This is a genomic window from Geomicrobium sp. JCM 19037, from assembly GCF_000698105.1.
Taxonomy (GTDB): domain Bacteria; phylum Bacillota; class Bacilli; order Bacillales; family Marinococcaceae; genus Geomicrobium_A.
Map to the genome: position 1 here is coordinate 47,467 of NZ_BAWZ01000002.1, position 18,354 is coordinate 65,820.

The following is an 18,354-nucleotide window of genomic DNA, read 5'->3' on the forward strand; positions in this document are numbered from 1 at the left end:
TTTGCGCGTGTTGCAATACGTCTACACGCGTCCTAATATGTAATACATCAAATGGTTGAGGAGTAGATGCAGAGCATGCGAGCGTTTTTAAAGAGAAAAGGAATTCGAATATCGTGGCGTACATACATCATTACCGCCTTCAGTTACATGACGCTCGGTCTGTTTTCTACGCTACTTATCGGTTTAATTATTAGTACCGTCGGAGAACAGTTGGAGATCGGTTTTCTCGAAGATATGGTCTGCTCGCCATGAGTTTATTAGGACCTGCCATCGGTGCCGCCGTTGCCTACGGCCTCGGCGCCCTCCGCTCGTCATGTTCTCGGCAGTTGTATGCGGGGCAGCAGGGGTTGAGCTCGGTGGACCTGCCGGGGCATTTGTCGCATCACTCATCGCAATCGAGTTCGGAAAGCTCGTATCCAAAGAGACGAAATTTGATATCCTGCTCACCCCATTTGTGACGATTGCCATTGGTTATACCGTTGCCGCCCTCATCGGTCCCCCGATCGATAGTGGAATGCGTGAGTTCGGTGCGGTTGTAAACTGGGCCACAGAACAAGAACCGTTATTTATGAGCATGATTATCGCTGCCTCATGGGCCTCGCCCTCACCGCCCCTATTTCCAGTGCCGCCATCGCCATCATGATTGATTTGGACGGTCTTGCTGCAGGGGCGGCAACGATCGGCTGTTGCGCGCAGATGATTGGATTTGCCGTGAGTAGCTATCGCGAAAACAAACTCAGTGGCCTCGTATCCATGGGCGTAGGCACCTCCATGCTGCAAGTGCCTAACATCGTCAAAAACCCGTGGATCCTCATTCCGCCGACGTTAGCAGGGATCCTAATCGCCCCTGTTGCCATCGTTCAATTCGGCATGATCAATAACGCCGAAGGTGCAGGTATGGGGACGAGCGGGTTTGTCGGCCAAATTATGACCTTCACATCGATGGGATTCACCTTCGAAGTGCTCATGCTCATCTTACTGTTCCACATCACATTGCCTGCCTCGTGGCGCTGCTCCTTTCCGAGTTAATGCGCAAAATGAAACTCATCAAGCCAGGAGATATGAAGCTCGAAGAAGAGTAGAGTAGGCGGTCTGATGTCGGAAGCGAGCAGTTCGGTGTCGAAACCGTGCACATGCGTGTCGAAAGTGTGCACGCCGTTGTCGAAACAGTGCACTTCCCTATCCACAGCGCCCTTATCCCTGTCTTTGCACAGAATAAAACACCGACATTAGTGTGCCGGTGTCGCAGCACCTCGGGGTAGAGGAGAGGTTGTCGAAAGCGTGCACTCCGGTGTCGAAAATGTGCACTTGCATGTCGAAAGTGTGCACATCCGTGTCGAAAGCGTTCACTTGCACCTCCTTCGCCATGTACCGGCTAGTTTACTGGCAGTTTCACCCACCTTCCGGCCGTATCGAAGTTGAATTTTTTTACGAATCGTCTTGCGGCAAAGCGGTCAGGGAGCTTGAGAAATGCCACGAGTTCATTCAAACGGATGTACGGCCCGAATAAACGAGCATAATCTTCGAGAGCGCGAACGGGGGCACTTGCGTCGAGCTTCCCGCAAGTTCGACAGTGCCACGTCCCGTAGAGGTAGTGCATCACTACGCGTGGGCAATGGGGACATAGCACTCCGGCATGAAGGTCGGAAGGCTGGATGTCGTAGCGTTTAAATGGCTGCAGAACATAAGGTTGGTGGCTACATGTTAAGAGGTGAGCAAGTTGCTCAGCGTGTGGGAAAAGGGGTTCGGAAGTAGGCTTAAGGTTGAATAGAATATCAAGTGCCGCCACCGGCCGGAGCACATGTTTGGCAAAAGGGTGGGGCGGTAGCGGATCAAGCATTGCATTTCTGTTCGTCAAAACGGTATAGGCTTCAATTGGTGGATGAGTGATGTTATGTTTTCCAAGCCAATGTTTGAGCTGTGATTTTTGCTGAAATGCTTGCCGGACTGGGTCTGCAAAAATATCCGTATGTCCATCTTTTGAGCGAATCAGCTGTTGACGATCAAAGTCAAACGACAGCTGACCTGTAATGTTCTTAATTTCGAAGATGATCATGGCGTGAGGGTGAATAAGAAGTGTATCAATTTGAAAGAAGTCAGTGGACGAGTTGAGGCGAAGCTGATGGATGTAACCGTGGGACGAAGTATTCTGCTGCCTGAAGTAGTACTGCATGTGCTGTTCGCCAGCAAAGCCGGCTCGTTCATGAGAAAGGTCTCGTTCAACGAGTGGATAGGCAGGGTGGTGGAAGTTGAGCCGCTCTTCGAGGGCGGTAAGGGTTTGAATCGTGGACGGTGTAATGAGAGGTTTTAAGATCAGTACAATCCCTACTTTCTATAAAAGATTAACCTATTTTTATACTATATAGTCTGAATTGTCAATCCTTGTCATTCTACACAATTTCCGAAACTAATGGTAGACTTTCAACTATAGATAGAAAGGGGATGTTGTTGTGCCACAAGTTACAGTCGAAGGAAAAGGTACGTTTGAAGTAGAAGAGGGAAAGAAGCTTGTCTTAGCATTGGAAGACAATGGCATAGACATTTTGCACCGTTGTGGTGGAAATGCGAAATGCACGACGTGTCGATGTGAGGTGCTTGCAGGCGAACCCGGCCCGATTGGTGAAGCAGAGCAAGAGGTGCGAGAGCGAAGAGGAATTGAAGAAGATCACATTCGCTTATCTTGTCAAATTCGCGTCCAGTCTGACTTGACGGTGAAACCGATACGCACAGCGAGTGCGGAAGGTTTGGATGCAGGCCCACGTCCGGTAGATTAATTATTGGCTGTTCAGCTATACGAGCTGAGCAGCTTTTTATGTGATTAAATTTAACAAATAGTTTGCAAACTAACCTGCTCTGCTATAAGATAATTCTTAATTAGTCATAAACTAGGACTAATTAAGAATTCGTTCGAGAGGAGGATTTGTCATGCATGTATTGGATTGGGTTGTGGTAGTGTTCTTCTTCGTACTCATGGTCGTCATTGGGGGATGGTCGTTTCGGAAAGTGCAAGGCTCAAAAGATTTTTTTGTAGCAGGGGGAAAGTTACCTTGGTGGTTATCGGGCATCTCTCATCATGTCTCTGGGTATAGTGGGGCAGTGTTTGTTGCTTACGCAGGGATTGCATACACTCACGGATTTACAATTTATGTCTGGTGGGCGCTTGTCATCGTTGCGGCTGTTCTTATTGGTGCATTTACGATTGCTCCGTTGTGGGCAAGATTACGTGTGAATTATAACATTGAGTCACCAACCGAGTATCTAGCTTTACGCTATAATGTTGCTTCTCAGCAAATGATGGCGTGGTCAGGGGTTATCTTAAAGCTGTTTGATGTGGGTGCCAAATGGGCAGCGATAGGTATTTTACTTAGTTTATTTACAGGAGTTCCGGTTGAGTATGGCATCTTAATTTCGGGCGTGGTTTCTTTAATTTACATCACAATCGGGGGATTGTGGGCAGATGTGTGGACGGATCTTGCGCAATTGGTCATTCAAATGGTGGCAGCGCTTACAATGTTCTTCGTTGTCATAAGCATGATGGGTGGCGTGAGTTCGATTACTGGTATTTGGAGTGAACTGCCAGAAGGTCACACACAGGCGTTTAATGAGCCGTATACGTTGTTATATGTTCTTTTGTATTTCTTCGTTGTTTTCCTTAGCTACAATGGGGGAACTTGGAACTTAGCCACTCGCTATATTTCATCGCCTTCACCTAAAGACGCGAAGAAAAGTGCATTGCTATCTGCAGGACTTTATTTAGTCATACCGCTCATCTTGTTTTTCCCAATGTGGGCCGCACCACTAATATTACCAAACTTAGAAGATCCTCAGCAGTCATATGCACTTCTAACAATGGAGTTACTTCCGGTTGGTTTGGTTGGATTGGTGTTGTCGGGCTTGTTTGCAGCGACAATGTCAATGACATCTGCAGATGCGAACACGGTTTCAGCGGTAATTACGAGAGATATTTTACCTGTGGTCTCAAAAAAATTTCGAGGTATGGATCGAAAAAAATCTCTACGTTTAGCACGAATTACGACATTTATCTTTACATTTGCAACATTAATTATAGGAATACAACATGAGCAATTCGGTGGAGTATTTGGACTTATCATTGAATGGTTCGGTGCACTAATTGGACCGATTTCTGTGCCGATGATTCTCGGTTTGGTTCCAGCATTTCGATATTGCAACTCAAAAGCTGCGATTGCTTCTGTTATTGCTGGATTGAGCATGTTCGTCGTAACAAAAATCGTAGACGTTCCTCTATCATTAGCGGTAGGCTCGCCGGTTGTTACATCGCTAATCGTATTTATTGGTCTAGGGATTTTGAGTCGTAATCAGCCAATCAAGCCTGAAGTGGCAGAGCTTTTGAATACAAAATCTGTGAAACATTCCGATTCATATTCTAAATCGTTGTAAAAGGTTGTGAATGAAAATTGGAAGATGAGCAATTAATCAAAAAGTATAAAGAAGAACTGATTGAGCGTATGCTTCCTTTTTGGGAGCGGGCTGTAGACCGTGACTACGGCGGAGTGTTTACTTGTTTTGTGAACGATCAAGAACAGCTAGTGAGTAAAAGGAAATACATTTGGTCTCAAGGCAGGTTTCTATGGCTGAGCTGCTGGCTGCTACAATTAAAAAGAGAAGGTTCCATTTCGTTATCTGAGGCGTGGGAGGACTACGCAGACAGAACCTTCACATTTCTCATGGAGCATGCTTTGTTAGACAACGGCCACGCTGTTTTTGCGGTGGAGCAGGATGGAACAAAAATTGATGATCTTATGGATACGAGTATTTTCGCCGATTGTTTTCTGTTGCTCGGATGCAATGCCTATGCAAGGTTAAAGCAAGACAGATCCATTTTTTCAGATGTAGAAGTGATGTACACCAAACTGTTATCTCGCATTGATAGTGGAAATTTTCAAACCGATCCTTATCCAATTCCTGAAGGCAGTCGGTCTCATTCTGTTCCTATGATTCTGTTGAACGTTGTCACGGAAATTTATGAGACGGCCACTTCTCTAAAGATTTCAAAAAAAGATCATTATCTTTCTCATATTCAACGGTTTATTGATGAGATTCTTTCTTTAGTAGAAGAGAATCGTATTGTTGAGATGACTTCAACCAATCCTGAATCATTGCTAAGTCGTCACGTCAACCCAGGCCACACGCTAGAAAGCGCTTGGTTTATCATCCACGGTTTAAGATACGTAAAAGAAGATGTACGAGTAGAGACGTTGGAACAATTGGAAACTCTCTGCGTTCATGCACTTAAAAAAGGCTGGGATACCGAGTTTGGAGGCTTGCTCCGTTTTGTCGATGTGGACGGTTTAGAGCCGGAGGGTGAACAATATGATACACATTATGAATGGTTAGTCGCGGCTACTTGGGATACAAAATTATGGTGGCCTCATGCAGAAGCGTTGTATACAACCCTTTTGCTCCGCAACCTTTCCGGTGATTGTATTTGGAAAGATTGGTATGAAAAATTAGAATCATATGTGTTCAAAACGTTCCCGCATCCAGATCAGTCAATTGGAGAATGGATCCAAATTCGTGATCGCAAAGGGGAACCGTTAAACCAAGTTGTTGCGCTACCGGTAAAGGATCCGTTTCATATTATTCGCGCTTATATTTTGGTGATTCAATTATTGGAAGGTGAGATGCCTTATGCGTTTAGGGTAAGTAAAAAAAACATTACGCCAAAAACACCGGTCGAACTTGCTGGGTTTGCTCATCGGTTAGGGAATTATGATGACGTTTACCAAGATATTTATATACGTGCTTTCTGGCTAGAGACGAAAGCGAATGATGTACTTTTAATTGTTGGAGATTTCTTATGGTGGGACGATAATGGTGTTAAAACACTGAAGCGAAGAATTGAAGAAGAATACAGCATTCCACAAGCGTTTATCGTATTCTCTGCAACGCATAATCACTCAGCTCCTCAAACAAGTCAACGGTTCAGCATTGATCTTGGAAGACCTTCTCTAGATTACATTGACCAAGTCATGAGAACGACGATGCAATGTGTGCAACAGGCGAAGTCTTGCAGTGAGCGAGTCGAACTTTATACGTATGCAGGTGAGTCACATATTGGTGTGAATCGGCGTCGGTCGGTGAATGGAGAAGTTTGTATGATGCCAAACAATTCTGGCTCTATCGATCGTGACCTCACCGTTTCCCAATTCAAGACGTTGGATGGCAAACCGCGAGCAATTTGGATTCATCATACGTGTCACCCGACATCAACGGATGCGAATGTTGTTTCAGGAGAGTATACAGGTGTTTGTTGCGAGAAATTGGAGGAGCAATTCCCTAACGCTGTTGTAGCAATATTGCAAGGGTTTAGCGGAGATATTCGCCCGAACCTCGTTGACGAAGGAGAGTTTGTCAAAGGAACAATCGTAGAAATGCAAGATCTTGGGAAGCAATTTTTTCAAGAAGTCATCAATATTTGTGAATCAGAAGGGATGGCGTGTGACATTCAAGATGTACATACCGCCCACGAGACACTGCCAATGACGTTTGGACAACCAAGAGAAGACGTTGAGGTACCAGATTGGCCGGACATTGTTCAAGATCAATCAGCGTATAACATTGAATTACATTATATAGACTTCGGCTCGTTTCAATGGCTAGCTTGCAACGCAGAAGTCGTTCACGAGTATGGGTTATTCTTAAAACGACTGAAGCCCAATCTTCTGCCGCTAGGTTGTGCGAATGGGATGGTCGGGTACATTCCGACAGCGAATCAAATTCGATCAGGTGGGTATGAAGCAGACGAATCGGTGTACTACTTTGGCTATCCTGGTCCCCTAACGACGGATATTCAATCCCGCTTTGAAGATAAGCTACACTCGTTAATTGTGAAAATAAATGAAACAAAGGAGCAGGAGTCATCATGGTAGAGGTTTTAAAGGAAGGTAAAGTTGAGAAACTAGCATTTGCTGTATGTTCGGATCGTGACACGATGGGAAAGCAGGCGGCCATTCATGCAGCCGAGTATATTAAACAACTTCAGCAAACAAAGAAAGAGATTCGAATCATTTTTGCATCTGCGCCATCACAAGATACTTTTCTTGCCTATCTAACACGTGATGAAGCGATTGATTGGACAAAAATTGTAGGTTTTCATATGGATGAATACATCGGGTTGCCTGCAGATTCAGATCAATGGTTCAAATCCTACCTACAATCACACTTAACAACCCAAGTACAGTTTAAACAGTTTCATTTTATTAATGGAGGGGTCGATCCTTCGGCAGAAATAAAACGGTATCAAACGTTATTGGGCGAGGAAGCGATTGACTTAGTGTGCATGGGCGTAGGTGAGAACGGCCATATTGCTTTTAATGATCCACCCATTGCAGACTTCCACGACTCAGAGGCAGTTAGAAAAGTAGAGTTGGATTCAGTGAGTAGACAGCAGCAAGTGAATGATGGATGTTTTCCTCGTATCCAGGCAGTTCCGACGCATGCTGTGACACTTACAATTCCAACGCTACTCTCCGGTGCAAAAATTGTTTGTACTGTACCAGGTTCACCCAAAAAGGAAGCTGTAAAAAAGATGTTAAACGGTCCAATACACGCATCGTGTCCAGCTAGTATTTTAAGAACTCACGACGATGCTACGTTGTTTGTAGATAGTGAAGCTTTTGGAGGGTAAGTCAAAATGACTCACAATAAACATGTCATCACGGGAAAGCACTTTGAGTCGAATGTACAGATTGAGGTTGAAATCGAGGGGGGGGTTATCACAGCTATCAAAGAAGTATCCGATGAACTATCTAATGACTCCATCATTGCACCGGGTCTTGTAGACCTTCAAGTTAACGGGTATCAAGGCGTTGACTTTAATCATAAACCATTAGATCAAACACAATGGTCACAAGTCATCAAATCTCTTGCAGAAGTTGGGGTAACTTGCTTTTATCCGACAATCATTACAAATTCAAATGAAGCCTTAACTGAGATTTTTTCTGGAAATATCCAACAACTGAAGTGTATAGAGCATCGTCATGTGGTTGGGGGATTTCATTTGGAAGGTCCGTTCATCAGCTGTCAAGACGGACCACGGGGAGCGCATGCGAAGGAGCACGTTAGGCCACCGAGTTGGGATGAGTTTTGTCGGTTGCAAGAAGTCGCAGAGGGTGAAATAAAAATGATCACCCTCTCCCCAGAATGGCAAGAGGCGACTGATTTTATTAAGAGAGCCGTTCAAAGCGGAGTGAAAATTGCCATCGGTCATACTGCAGCAAACTCAGAGCAAATTGCAGAAGCGGTTCATGCAGGAGCAACGCTGTCCACTCATCTCGGTAACGGTGCACATCCAGAGTTGCCAAGACATCCAAATTATTTGTGGGACCAACTGGCAGAAGATGAACTATGGGCATCGGTCATTGCAGATGGTCACCACCTCCCTGAGAGTGTAGTTAAAACCGTCCACCGAATGAAGGTGAGAAAGATGATTCTCATTAGTGACAGTGTTGCATTGGCAGGTATGAAACCTGGAACATACCAGACACCCGTTGGTGGGGAAGTGACGTTGACGAGCGATGGGAAATTACACCTTAGCGAAAATGAAGAACTATTAGCTGGTTCTGCCAGTCATCTTTTGGACGGCGTAAAACATTGCGTTCAGAAAGGAATTATGGAATTTCCAGAAGCTTGGTGTAGAGCGTCTGTTCAACCGGCCAAATACATGGGAGTCACGCAGGAAAAAGGGATTCAAATTGGCGCGCCAGCGGACCTTGTTGTTCTTCGAACCGTAACCAATGGCTGGGAAGTCGAGCAAACTTACAAAGGTGGAGAAGAAGTGTTTAAAAAAGGAGAGTGAAAATGATGCTAACATCGCAGTATTACACAAAAGTTAATGAAATACTTACACTGATACTGGAAACAGAAGAAACAGCGATACGAGAGGCAGCACAAGCTGTGGCTGATCAAGTAACGGAAGATAAAGTATTCTATGTGTACGGACCAGGGGGTCATTCGAATTTGGCAGCTCAAGAAATTTTCTTTCGGGCTGGCGGGTTGATGCATGCCAGTGCAATATTAGATGAAGGCACACTGCTTAGTAGCGGTGCTCTACGTTCTATGGCAATAGAACGCACTCCAGGTTACGGTCGCATTGTCATGGAGAATGAACGCCTACAGACAGGAGATCTACTCATCATTGTCAATGCATATGGAATAAATGCGGCAACGATCGATGCCGCATTATACGCTCGTGAAAAGGGCATTAAAACGATCGGTGTTTCATCGATTGACCATGAAAAAGGAACACCAGCTACACATCCAGCAAGACATCCATCAGAGCGAAATCTGCATGAACTCGTGGATTACCATGTGGACTCAAAAGTGCAAGTTGGAGACGCCGTAATTGGTATTGCAGGTCAAGACCAGAAGGTAGGTGCAATGTCAACTTTTGCCAATGCGTTTATTTTAAATGCAATGATGATTGAAGCAACAGAAATCTTATCAAGCAAAGGGATACAACCGCCGATCTGGAAGAGTGGAAATGCCGAAGGCGGAGATGAGTGGAACGCTCAATTTATCGAACGCTTTAAAAAAGAGATCCATCATTTATAGGGATATGGTACGATATGCTTGCCTTGACCAATAAGGTGAGCTTTTTTTGATGGATGGGGGAGTGCAACATGTCAAAAGGTACGGGTATGTTAAGGGAGCGAAATAAACGAGCCATCCTATCGCTCATTAGAAAACAAAGAGAGACGACACGTCAGGACTTAGCAGATCAAACGGGTCTAAGCAAGAATACGATTTCTCTCATCGTTGATGAATTCTTACGAGAGAAGATAGTTAAGGAAAAAGGAATAAAACCAACGGGAACAAAAGGGAGACCGAAGATTGCAATTGCAATGCATGAAGATGGCTACCGGGCAATTGGAATTGGGATTAGTAAACGAACGATTGAATATGCAGTTGTAAATTACTATGGTGAGGTGTTAGAGAGCCAAGTATTCTCATTCGTTAATCATAACCCAGACGATACGAAAGCAGAAATCATGAAAATTTTAGAATATGTTGCAGTTTCGTATAACAATATACTGGGGGCTGCCATTGGAATGCCTGGAGTTGTTAATGACGAAAAGAGCATATTATACAGCTCAACGCATTTAGGATGGAAAGATGTCTCATTTATAGATCTACATACCTTTACATTCCCAATTTTCATTCAAAATAATGTTAATATGGGTGCGCTTAATGCGATGGAAAATGCGCCTCAAGAAATGGGGCCGTATACGTTCTACGTCAGTATTGGTGATGGTGTTGGCGGGACAATGATGATTGATCACTACATTGTTAACGGTGCAAGTGGAACAGCTGGGGAAATCGGCCATATCGCTGTTGATCCAGATGGGGAGCTGTGTCGGTGTGGACAGACGGGTTGTCTTGAAGTGTTAATCAATCATGAAGCCATGAAAAATCAGCATTCAGAAAAAGGAATGCACCGGTCGGGTCAACTTCTAGGGAAAGCGCTTGTTCAAGTGATCCATCTGTTTAATCCAGACCATTTGCTAATTGACAGCAGTTATCCGATGACCGAGCCATTTATTCGTGGGTGTATGAGTTACATGGAGATGAACGCGTTAGCGATTCCATTCAATCAAGCTCACGTATTATTTAGTGAGAAAAAGTTCAGCACATCTACGGGTGCTGGGTTGTATTGTATTTTGCAGCATGAAAGCAATGTGTGACGACGTGCTCAAAAAGAACTCCTCCAAGATTATAGGAGTTCTTTTTTTGCGAGTACGCACTCTAGTTCCTTTTTTGAGAACTGCTTTCCTCTATTAGTAAGACACAGGCGGCTGAATCGAATACAGTAGGTGTACTGTAGAGAGGAGGCTTCGTAATGGCGACAAAAACGTGCAAGATCATCATGAACGGAGTAACAGGCAGGATGGGGACGAGGCAGCATTTGATTCGATCAATCAAGGCGATCCGTGAGCAAGGTGGGGTTCGGTTAAAGGATGGAAGCGTTGTAATGCCAGAGCCTGTGCTTGTAGGAAGAAATGAAGAGAAGCTAGAGGCGCTGGCGAAGTCGCACAGCTTCACGGAGTGGACGACGAATTTGGACGTGGCACTCAAAGATGTGAACAACACCATCTACTTTGATGCGCAAACGACCAATCTTCGCGCAAAAGCTTTGAAAAAGGCGATAAATGCAGGCAAACATATTTATTGTGAGAAACCGACGTCAACTTCGTTTGAGGAATCATTGGCGCTTGCGAAGCTGGCGGATCGAAACGGTGTGAAGAACGGGGTTGTCCAAGACAAACTGTTTCTTCCAGGTGTACAAAAGCTTCGTCATTTGATTGCATCAGGCTACTTTGGCGATATTCTATCGGTGCGAATGGAGTTTGGGTATTGGGTGTTTGAAGGGGATTGGCAAGAGGCGCAGCGTCCTTCCTGGAATTATAAGCAGGAAGAAGGTGGCGGTATTATCGTCGATATGTTCCCACATTGGCGCTATGTGCTCGATGATTTGTTTGGTTCGGTGGAAGCGGTGAATGCGTATGCGGCTACACATATTCCGACGCGCGTGGATGAGCATGGGAACTCGTACAAAGCAACGGCCGAAGATGCGGCGTATGCAACGTTTAAGTTGGCGAACAACGTAGTTGCTCAAGTGAATTCTTCATGGGCGGTGCGCGTGAACCGTGATGATCTACTCACGATTCAAGTGGACGGTACGCACGGAAGTGCGGTTGCAGGGTTACGAGGGTGTAAGACACAACATCGCGTTAATACACCAAAGCCGGTATGGAATCCGGATTTGGAAAATCCGTTCACGTTCCAAGATCAATGGGAAGATGTTCCGAGCAATACGGTGTTTGAGAATGCGTTTAAGCATCAATGGGAATTGTTTTTGCAACATGTGTATGAAGATGCTGACTTTCCTTGGGATTTATATGAAGGGGCGAAAGGAACGCAGCTAGCGGATTTAGGTTTGCAATCTTCAAAGGAACAACGATGGATAGAGGTACCGTCGATTGAACGTGATGGAGGTGAGCGTTAACGTGAGTCTAACGATTCAACTTCCGACGGCAGATCGCCATCTGAAGACGTACACCGTGAATAGCCAACGATGGGCAGCGCCGACGGCTCCGATTTCTATCAAAAAAAGAAAGGTGTTTTCTGCGGTTCATGTTGTGGCAGATCCGTGGGCCGTTGATGATCCGCTTCGTGATGTAGGCATTGACTGGGAACATACGCTGCGTATCGCCATCATATTTGGGGGTTAGGGTTGTCGGTGGCTGAGGCGATGGATACGGCGCAACGAGGCATGGGGCTCGGGTGGTCGCATGCGAAGGAGTTGATTACGCGTTCGGTGAAGGAGGCGCGCGCGGTCGGGGGTGAGATTGCTTGTGGTGCGGGCACTGACCAACTGCTACCGGCGCCGTTATTGGCTTGGACGATGTGGTGCATGCGTATGAAGAGCAGTGCGCCCACGTCGAGCGAGAAGGCGGGAGAATTATTGTGATGGCGAGCCGCGCGCTTGCGCGTGTGGCATCGTCTCCCGACGATTATGCTCGAGTGTATGAACGGGTGCTCGAACAAGTGAAACAGCCGGTCATCCTCCACTGGTTAGGGATATGTTTGATCCGAATTTAGAAGGCTATTGGGGCAGTGACCAGCTTGATGAAGCGATGGACAGTTGTTTGAACATTATTCGTCAACATGAGAGCAAAGTGGATGGGATTAAGCTGTCGCTTTTAGATGCTTCGAAGGAAGTGGATATGCGCAGGCGTTTGCCAGACTCTGTTCGGATGTATACCGGTGATGATTTTCATTATCCAGAATTGATTGAAGGAGACGGCAGGCATTATAGTGACGCCTTGCTTGGGATTTTTGATGCGATTGCACCGGCTGCGAGTCGAGCCCTTGTTGACTTGGATGCGGGAAATACGAGTGCGTACCGTGAAACGATGGACAAAACGGTCCCGCTCGCCCGTCATATTTTTAAATCGCCAACGTTTTCTTATAAAACAGGCGTCGTGTTTTTGGCATATTTGAACGGTTTTCAGCCTCATTTTCGAATGATTGCAGGCGCAGAGAGTCACCGTTCGGTGTTGCACTTGGCGAGGATCTTTGAACTGGCAGACGAAGGGGATGTGCTGTTAAATCCAGAGCTTGCTGTTCGGCGTATGAGGTTGGTGTTGCAACAGGTAGGCATTTCGTGAGGGGGCGATCGTCATGATTCAAAGGCTAAGTTTAAACCAAATTACGACGGAAAATTGGGGGCTTGAAGAAGCGATCAAAGGGTGTGAGCGCCATGAGATCTCACACATCTCGATTTGGCGTCACAAGCTGCAAGCGTTTGGCCTTACGGAAACGAAGGCTTTGCTTCGAGATACAGGTGTAAACGTGTCCAGTCTTTGCCGAGGTGGGATGTTCCCGGCGGAGACGATTAGCGAGCGCAAGGCGAATATTGAAGACAACAAATGGGCGATTGAAGAAGCGGCAGAATTAGGTACAGATGTACTCGTCCTCGTCTGTGGAGGTATGAGTAGTCATAATCTTAGTGAAAGTCGGAAGTGGGTGCGAGAGGGGATGGAGCAAATTGTACCTTTCGCCGAGGAACATGGTGTGAAGCTCGGTATTGAGCCGCTCCACCCGATGTATGCGGCCGATCGTTCGGTCATTACGACACTTGGCGAGGCAAACGCATTAAAGCAACGTATTGGCTCCGAACAAGTCGGTGTCGTCGTGGACGTGTTTCACGTATGGTGGGATGTGAATCTATATGAAGAAATTCAACGTGCTGATGGCTCAATTCTCGGCTTCCACGTGTCAGATTGGAAAGTCCCGCTGCCGGATGTGTTTAAAGCGCGGGCAATGATGGGGGACGGGGTTATTGATATTCCTCGCATTCGCGCGGCTGTAGAAAAAAGCGGGTATGGAGGCCCGATTGAGGTGGAGATTATTAACCAACACATATGGGACCAACGTGAAGATGAGACGCTTCAGGTAATGAAAGATCGGTTTCTAAAATATGTGTGACAGTATAAAAAAGAGGAGCACAGGACGCTCTGCACCCCGTACTCCTCTATGGTTTGTCATTAGTAGCCGCTCTCGACACCGTCGCCAACAATACGGGCTTCGCGTAAGTCGAACACGCCGTTTGGATAGTGTATGAACCCTTCAATCGTATCCGAGACTCCTACGCGGAAATCGTCGTGTACGGTAGGGACCATTGTGGCTTCGTCAATAATGATTTGTTGTGCTTCTTTATAAATGTCCATGCGCTCGTCTTCATCTGTCGATCTTCTGCCTTCTTCAAGCAGCTCATTCACGTCTTCGTTCGTATAGAACGTACGGTTTCCTGAACCGCCGTGCATGTCAGAGTGGAAGACTGAATATAGCGCGTAATCCGCATCGGCTGTTACGGTTGTCCAGCCGAGGAGCACCATGTCGTGCTCGCCATTAGCTGTAGCGTCAAGTAAAGAACCCCACTCTACCGTCTGAAGGTCTACATCGATATTAATTTCGCTCAGTTGGTCTTGAATAACGACCGCTAATTGGTTGCTTACTTGGTCGCCTTCTTCATACCAAAGTGAAACGGAGAATCCGTCTTCGTATCCTGCTTCGTCCATAATCGATTGTGCTTCTTCAAGGTCATATTCTAACGGTTCAATGCCGTCACTATACCCATTTACGAGCGGGTTTACTGGGCCGACCGCTTCTGTACCATATCCTTGGAAGATCCCTTCAATAATGGTCGATTTATCAATTGCTTTCGTAATGGCACGACGCACGTCCACGTTATCAAATGGCTCAACCTCATTGTTCATGCCCAAGTAATCCAACCGCAAGCTTTCCACAGTGGAGAGTGAAACTCCATCCATCGTCTCTAGTGTGCCGGCGTTTGTAGGGTCAACATCGTCAGCGATATGCGCCTCGTTCGTTTCTAGCATACCGATTCTTGTGAGTTGTTCACTTACGACAGAATAGGTTGCGGAATCCAGTGGAACAGAACCGCCCCAATAATCTGCATAGTTCGATAGTACAACTTCATTTCCTTGATCCCAATTGTCTAATTCAAACGGTCCAGTACCGATCGGGTCGATATCTAAGTTGCGCTCGCCGTTCTCTTCTTCTTCAATGGCAACGGCACTCATCATTCCACCACCGTCATGGGCAAGGTGGGCAGGTAATGGCGCAAATGGATATTCTGTTGTGATGTGAACGGTATAGTCATCAACAACTTCTACGTCTTCAATCATTTCATAAAGAAACACACGTGGGTTCGCCGTTTCTGGTGCAACCGCACGCTCAAGTGTTGCTTTTACGTCATCTGCAGTAAACTCTTCCCCGTTATGAAAGGTAACGCCTTCCACGAGTTTGAATTCCCAAGTAAGATCGTCAATTTGTTCAAATTCTTCTGCCAAATGAGGCTGAAGTTCTGTATTCTCATCATGCATGACTAATCGTTCATATATGTTTGTGCGAATATGGCTGGAAGACGTATCGTTAGAGCCGTGTGGGTCAAGATCGACAGCGTCAGATCCCATGGCAAGCACAGCGTCTCCACCTTCGCTTGATGATTCAGAACCTTCTGTTGCGCTTGAGTCGCTACTCGTTTCTTCTGGGTCGCTTGAACAAGCCGCAAGCATCGTTACCGCTAGAAACCCTCCAGCAATTGTTTTGTATGTTTTTTTCATCGGATCCAATCCCCTCTAGTAAATTCTTCTAAGATGTTCGTAAAGCTCCTTTCTGTGAAATCTTTCATAATATTTGTTATCATAGCATTATATTAGAATAGAATCAAAAAAATTGAGAAAATAGATAATAGAGAAAGAAAAACAAGTGCAGGTAGATATAATGTATGAAAATTCTTACAATAAACGCTGAAGGAGAGGGATTATGAAAAGCTTTCGGGAGAGATTATTATCAGACTATAACAAAAAGTATGATCGTGATGGTATATCAGGAATGAGAATGGCGGAGAGACTGCACACGTTATCTAAGATTGGTGAGACAGACGACGGGGGTAGTCACCGGCCTGGATTTTCTGATGAGGAATGGGAAGCAAAGAAACAAGTTGCCGAATGGATGAAAGCTATTGGTATGGAAGTTCGTTTTGACGGAGCAGGAAACGTCATCGGGAAGGTAGTAGGGAAAAACCCGGGACTTCCAGCGGTAATCAGTGGTGCTCATTTGGATAGTGTCCCGAATGGCGGACACTTTGATGGACCACTTGGTGTTTTATCGGCATTAGAAGTCGCTGAGTCTTGGGTGGAGGCAGGGGTTACCCCTCTTCGCACATTTGAAATTATCGTCTTTACAGAAGAGGAAGGAAGCCGATTTCAAAGCGGTTTGCTCGGCAGCCAAGCAATGATTGGTGGTGCAGATCTTGATGTGCAAAAACAGCTGAAGGACGGGGCGGGGCAATCATTTGAAGACGTGCTGCACGAGCGAGGAAGTTCAATCGAACAATTTGTGCAAGCGAAAAGAGAGTTCAAAGACGGAACGACTTACATTGAACTTCACATTGAACAAGGAAAAGTGTTAGAGCGAGAAGACCTCCCCGTCGGTATCGTTTCTGGTATTGCCGGACCGAGATATTGGCGCATTTCATTTCAAGGAACAGCAGGACATGCTGGCAACACACCGATGACTGATCGACAAGATGCTTTAGTTGCTGCTTCGCAATTTGTACGAGCGGTTTATGATTTACCTACTAGAGTAAGTGATACTGCTGTGGCTACTGTCGGCAAGCTCGATGTGTCGCCGAATGGGTCGAATGTAATTCCTGGGGAAGTTACCCTTGTTGTTGATGTTCGAGATATTCACCGTGAACCAAGAGACCAACTGTTTCAAGCTGTAAAAGAGGTTGCACAACAAGCAGGGGATGAGCTCGATGTATGTGTCACGTTTACAGAAACGTTGAACATTGAGCCAGTTCCTGTTGCCGAGGAAATAAAAGAAAACATTAGGTCGGCGATTGAATTGGAAGGGTATCGAGCGATTGAAATCGCAAGTGGTGCTGGACACGATGCAATGGTCATGGTACACAGATGCCTGTTGGTATGATTTTCGTGCGGAGTTTAAAAGGGATTAGCCACCATCCTGAGGAATGGACGTCACTAGAAGACTGTGTCATCGGTGCTAGAGTATTAAAGCGGTATGTAGACAGTGTGATGAGTGAGGAAAAAACGGTATAGGACGAGAGAGAACATTGTGTTATACTATTCTAAACTTTTAGTGTTTTCTCGGAGGCTGAACATGCCGGAGGCATATGCACCACAAGAAGTAGGTGGCAAGATCAACAAATGGTATCAAGCCGTTTCTTCGTACCAGCTAAATAAATCAATTAAATGGAAAGCGACGATTTCCCCTTTATTAAAGCAGATGGAACAAGACCATAAGGTCATTACATTTTACCAATTAGTGTCGTACAAACACGAAATGCTCGTGAAACAATTTCAAGAAAAAAATCCATACTATTCTTTCGCCATTGCTGAGCATTCAGAGCTGGATTACTTTTTGAAATTCTTATCTGAATTTATGATGGCAGACTTCTACTACTATAAAGAACAATTTGAAGATGCTTTTGACCGTTACCGCAATGCGGAACGGATGCTCATGTATGTTGAAGACAAGATTGAACGGGCGGAATTTAAGTTTCGGTTAGGGAAATCGTATGATGCTCTTGGAATGCATCGATTTGCCAAGCGTGCTTTTCAGCACGCGGTTGCCTCTTTTGAACAAGAAAAAGCATACTTACGCAAGACGATTGAGTCAAAGCTTTGTCTAGCGGATAGCCACGTACATGTGGACGAGCACGAAGAAGCAAGTAAAGTTTTAAAAGAAGTGCTCATCGATGCTGAAAAGCTTCCTCATACGAAACCGATCGTCAGACGATCCATTGCTCTATACTGGATTCGAATACAAAACTACGCAAAAGCAAAACCGCACCTAGAACTTGCCCTCGTTGATGATCACTATCGTCAATCAGCAGCTGGTGCGAATACGGAAGCCATGTTAGCAAAAGTTTGTTATATGGTTGATGATCATATTGTCGCTAAAGAGCGCTTGCTCGGGGCGGAAGCAAGAGCAGACGAACTCGGTTGTTCGGAAACCAAAGCAGTTTGTTCGATTATTCGTGGGCTTTACGAACCCGCTAGTGAACCACTCATTGATGACGGCATTAATGCACTGAAAGATGTGTCACATACAAATGTATATGTCGATGCACTGAAAATGCTCGTTAATCATTATGAAAAAAAGCAAGCGCATGAACGTGCCTTGTTTTACATGCGGAAAGTACTTGAAGTGAGAGGTTAAAGAAGTGATATTGGGAAAAAAGAAAAACGATGAGAG

14 protein-coding genes and 2 pseudogenes are annotated in these 18,354 nt (G+C 45.5%); 14 read left to right on the forward strand and 2 right to left on the reverse strand.

The window, feature by feature from the left end; translation table 11 throughout:
* The first annotated feature begins 75 nt into the window (after positions 1 to 75).
* Positions 76 to 1,082, forward strand: a pseudogene (locus JCM19037_RS01425) (PTS transporter subunit IIC).
* Between the two features lie 293 nt (positions 1,083 to 1,375).
* On the opposite strand, the gene JCM19037_RS01430 reads toward JCM19037_RS01425, so the two are convergent.
* Positions 1,376 to 2,323, reverse strand: coding sequence for a nuclease-related domain-containing protein (locus tag JCM19037_RS01430; RefSeq protein ID WP_307189703.1), 948 nt, complete (start codon positions 2,321 to 2,323; stop codon positions 1,376 to 1,378).
* 127 nt (positions 2,324 to 2,450) lie between these two features.
* Between JCM19037_RS01430 and JCM19037_RS01440 the strand changes: the two genes are divergently transcribed.
* The 10 genes and pseudogenes from JCM19037_RS01440 (at position 2,451) to JCM19037_RS01485 (ending at position 14,031) form a co-directional block, all read left to right on the forward strand.
* A complete protein-coding gene (locus JCM19037_RS01440; RefSeq protein WP_042397099.1) occupies positions 2,451 to 2,774 on the forward strand; it encodes a 2Fe-2S iron-sulfur cluster-binding protein in 324 nt (107 codons plus the stop codon).
* A gap of 151 nt (positions 2,775 to 2,925) precedes the next feature.
* On the forward strand, positions 2,926 to 4,419 hold the full coding sequence (locus JCM19037_RS01445) for a sodium:solute symporter family protein (RefSeq protein WP_042397102.1): 1,494 nt from the start codon (positions 2,926 to 2,928) through the stop codon (positions 4,417 to 4,419).
* Positions 4,420 to 4,436: 17 nt separating this feature from the next.
* Positions 4,437 to 6,911 (forward strand): AGE family epimerase/isomerase, encoded by a 2,475-nt coding sequence (locus JCM19037_RS21765; protein ID WP_052363420.1) that lies wholly within the window; start codon positions 4,437 to 4,439, stop codon positions 6,909 to 6,911.
* Positions 6,905 to 7,669, forward strand: coding sequence for a glucosamine-6-phosphate deaminase (locus JCM19037_RS01455; RefSeq protein WP_042397105.1), 765 nt, complete (start codon positions 6,905 to 6,907; stop codon positions 7,667 to 7,669). Before JCM19037_RS21765 ends, JCM19037_RS01455 begins: the two co-directional genes overlap by 7 nt.
* Before the next feature lie 6 nt (positions 7,670 to 7,675).
* Complete coding sequence (locus tag JCM19037_RS01460; RefSeq protein WP_042397108.1) at positions 7,676 to 8,839, forward strand: N-acetylglucosamine-6-phosphate deacetylase; 1,164 nt, start codon at positions 7,676 to 7,678, stop codon at positions 8,837 to 8,839.
* Positions 8,840 to 8,841: 2 nt separating this feature from the next.
* Positions 8,842 to 9,594, forward strand: a complete 753-nt coding sequence (locus tag JCM19037_RS01465) for a sugar isomerase domain-containing protein (protein ID WP_042397110.1) — start codon at positions 8,842 to 8,844, stop codon at positions 9,592 to 9,594.
* Positions 9,595 to 9,662: 68 nt separating this feature from the next.
* Positions 9,663 to 10,724, forward strand: coding sequence for an ROK family transcriptional regulator (locus JCM19037_RS01470; protein WP_042397113.1), 1,062 nt, complete (start codon positions 9,663 to 9,665; stop codon positions 10,722 to 10,724).
* 155 nt (positions 10,725 to 10,879) lie between these two features.
* The gene (locus JCM19037_RS01475; protein ID WP_042397116.1) at positions 10,880 to 12,046 is read left to right on the forward strand and encodes a Gfo/Idh/MocA family protein; all 1,167 of its coding nucleotides are present in this window, start codon (positions 10,880 to 10,882) and stop codon (positions 12,044 to 12,046) included.
* Between the two features lies 1 nt (position 12,047).
* Positions 12,048 to 13,211, forward strand: a pseudogene (locus JCM19037_RS01480) (dihydrodipicolinate synthase family protein).
* 13 nt (positions 13,212 to 13,224) lie between these two features.
* Complete coding sequence (locus JCM19037_RS01485) at positions 13,225 to 14,031, forward strand: sugar phosphate isomerase/epimerase (protein WP_042397119.1); 807 nt, start codon at positions 13,225 to 13,227, stop codon at positions 14,029 to 14,031.
* Between the two features lie 59 nt (positions 14,032 to 14,090).
* Here JCM19037_RS01485 and JCM19037_RS01490 read toward each other — a convergent pair whose 3' ends face one another.
* The gene (locus tag JCM19037_RS01490; protein WP_042397121.1) at positions 14,091 to 15,692 is read right to left on the reverse strand and encodes a glutathione ABC transporter substrate-binding protein; all 1,602 of its coding nucleotides are present in this window, start codon (positions 15,690 to 15,692) and stop codon (positions 14,091 to 14,093) included.
* A gap of 202 nt (positions 15,693 to 15,894) precedes the next feature.
* On the opposite strand from JCM19037_RS01490, the gene JCM19037_RS01495 reads away from it, so the two are divergent.
* From JCM19037_RS01495 to JCM19037_RS01500, 3 genes are all read left to right on the forward strand, one after another.
* Positions 15,895 to 17,064 carry a Zn-dependent hydrolase gene (locus tag JCM19037_RS01495; RefSeq protein WP_307189698.1) on the forward strand — a complete coding sequence of 390 codons (1,170 nt, stop codon included), beginning with the start codon at positions 15,895 to 15,897 and terminating at the stop codon, positions 17,062 to 17,064.
* Positions 17,061 to 17,195 (forward strand): hypothetical protein, encoded by a 135-nt coding sequence (locus JCM19037_RS29070; protein ID WP_307189699.1) that lies wholly within the window; start codon positions 17,061 to 17,063, stop codon positions 17,193 to 17,195. Before JCM19037_RS01495 ends, JCM19037_RS29070 begins: the two co-directional genes overlap by 4 nt.
* Before the next feature lie 61 nt (positions 17,196 to 17,256).
* Entirely contained in the window at positions 17,257 to 18,318 is a 1,062-nt protein-coding gene (locus tag JCM19037_RS01500; RefSeq protein ID WP_042397124.1) for a RapH N-terminal domain-containing protein, read from the forward strand.
* Positions 18,319 to 18,354 lie beyond the last annotated feature (36 nt).

Excerpts from the sequence above, each read along its gene's own strand:
- JCM19037_RS01445 (WP_042397102.1), top strand. The coding sequence starts at position 2,926 with ATGCATGTATTGGATTGGGTTGTGGTAGTGTTCTTCTTCGTACTCATG.
- JCM19037_RS01455 (WP_042397105.1), top strand. The coding sequence starts at position 6,905 with ATGGTAGAGGTTTTAAAGGAAGGTAAAGTTGAGAAACTAGCATTTGCT.
- JCM19037_RS01460 (WP_042397108.1), top strand. The coding sequence starts at position 7,676 with ATGACTCACAATAAACATGTCATCACGGGAAAGCACTTTGAGTCGAAT.
- JCM19037_RS01465 (WP_042397110.1), top strand. The coding sequence starts at position 8,842 with ATGATGCTAACATCGCAGTATTACACAAAAGTTAATGAAATACTTACA.
- JCM19037_RS01470 (WP_042397113.1), top strand. The coding sequence starts at position 9,663 with ATGTCAAAAGGTACGGGTATGTTAAGGGAGCGAAATAAACGAGCCATC.
- JCM19037_RS01475 (WP_042397116.1), top strand. The coding sequence starts at position 10,880 with ATGGCGACAAAAACGTGCAAGATCATCATGAACGGAGTAACAGGCAGG.
- JCM19037_RS01485 (WP_042397119.1), top strand. The coding sequence starts at position 13,225 with ATGATTCAAAGGCTAAGTTTAAACCAAATTACGACGGAAAATTGGGGG.
- JCM19037_RS01490 (WP_042397121.1), bottom strand. The coding sequence starts at position 15,692 with ATGAAAAAAACATACAAAACAATTGCTGGAGGGTTTCTAGCGGTAACG.
- JCM19037_RS01495 (WP_307189698.1), top strand. The coding sequence starts at position 15,895 with ATGAAAAGCTTTCGGGAGAGATTATTATCAGACTATAACAAAAAGTAT.
- JCM19037_RS29070 (WP_307189699.1), top strand. The coding sequence starts at position 17,061 with ATGATTTTCGTGCGGAGTTTAAAAGGGATTAGCCACCATCCTGAGGAA.
- JCM19037_RS01500 (WP_042397124.1), top strand. The coding sequence starts at position 17,257 with ATGCCGGAGGCATATGCACCACAAGAAGTAGGTGGCAAGATCAACAAA.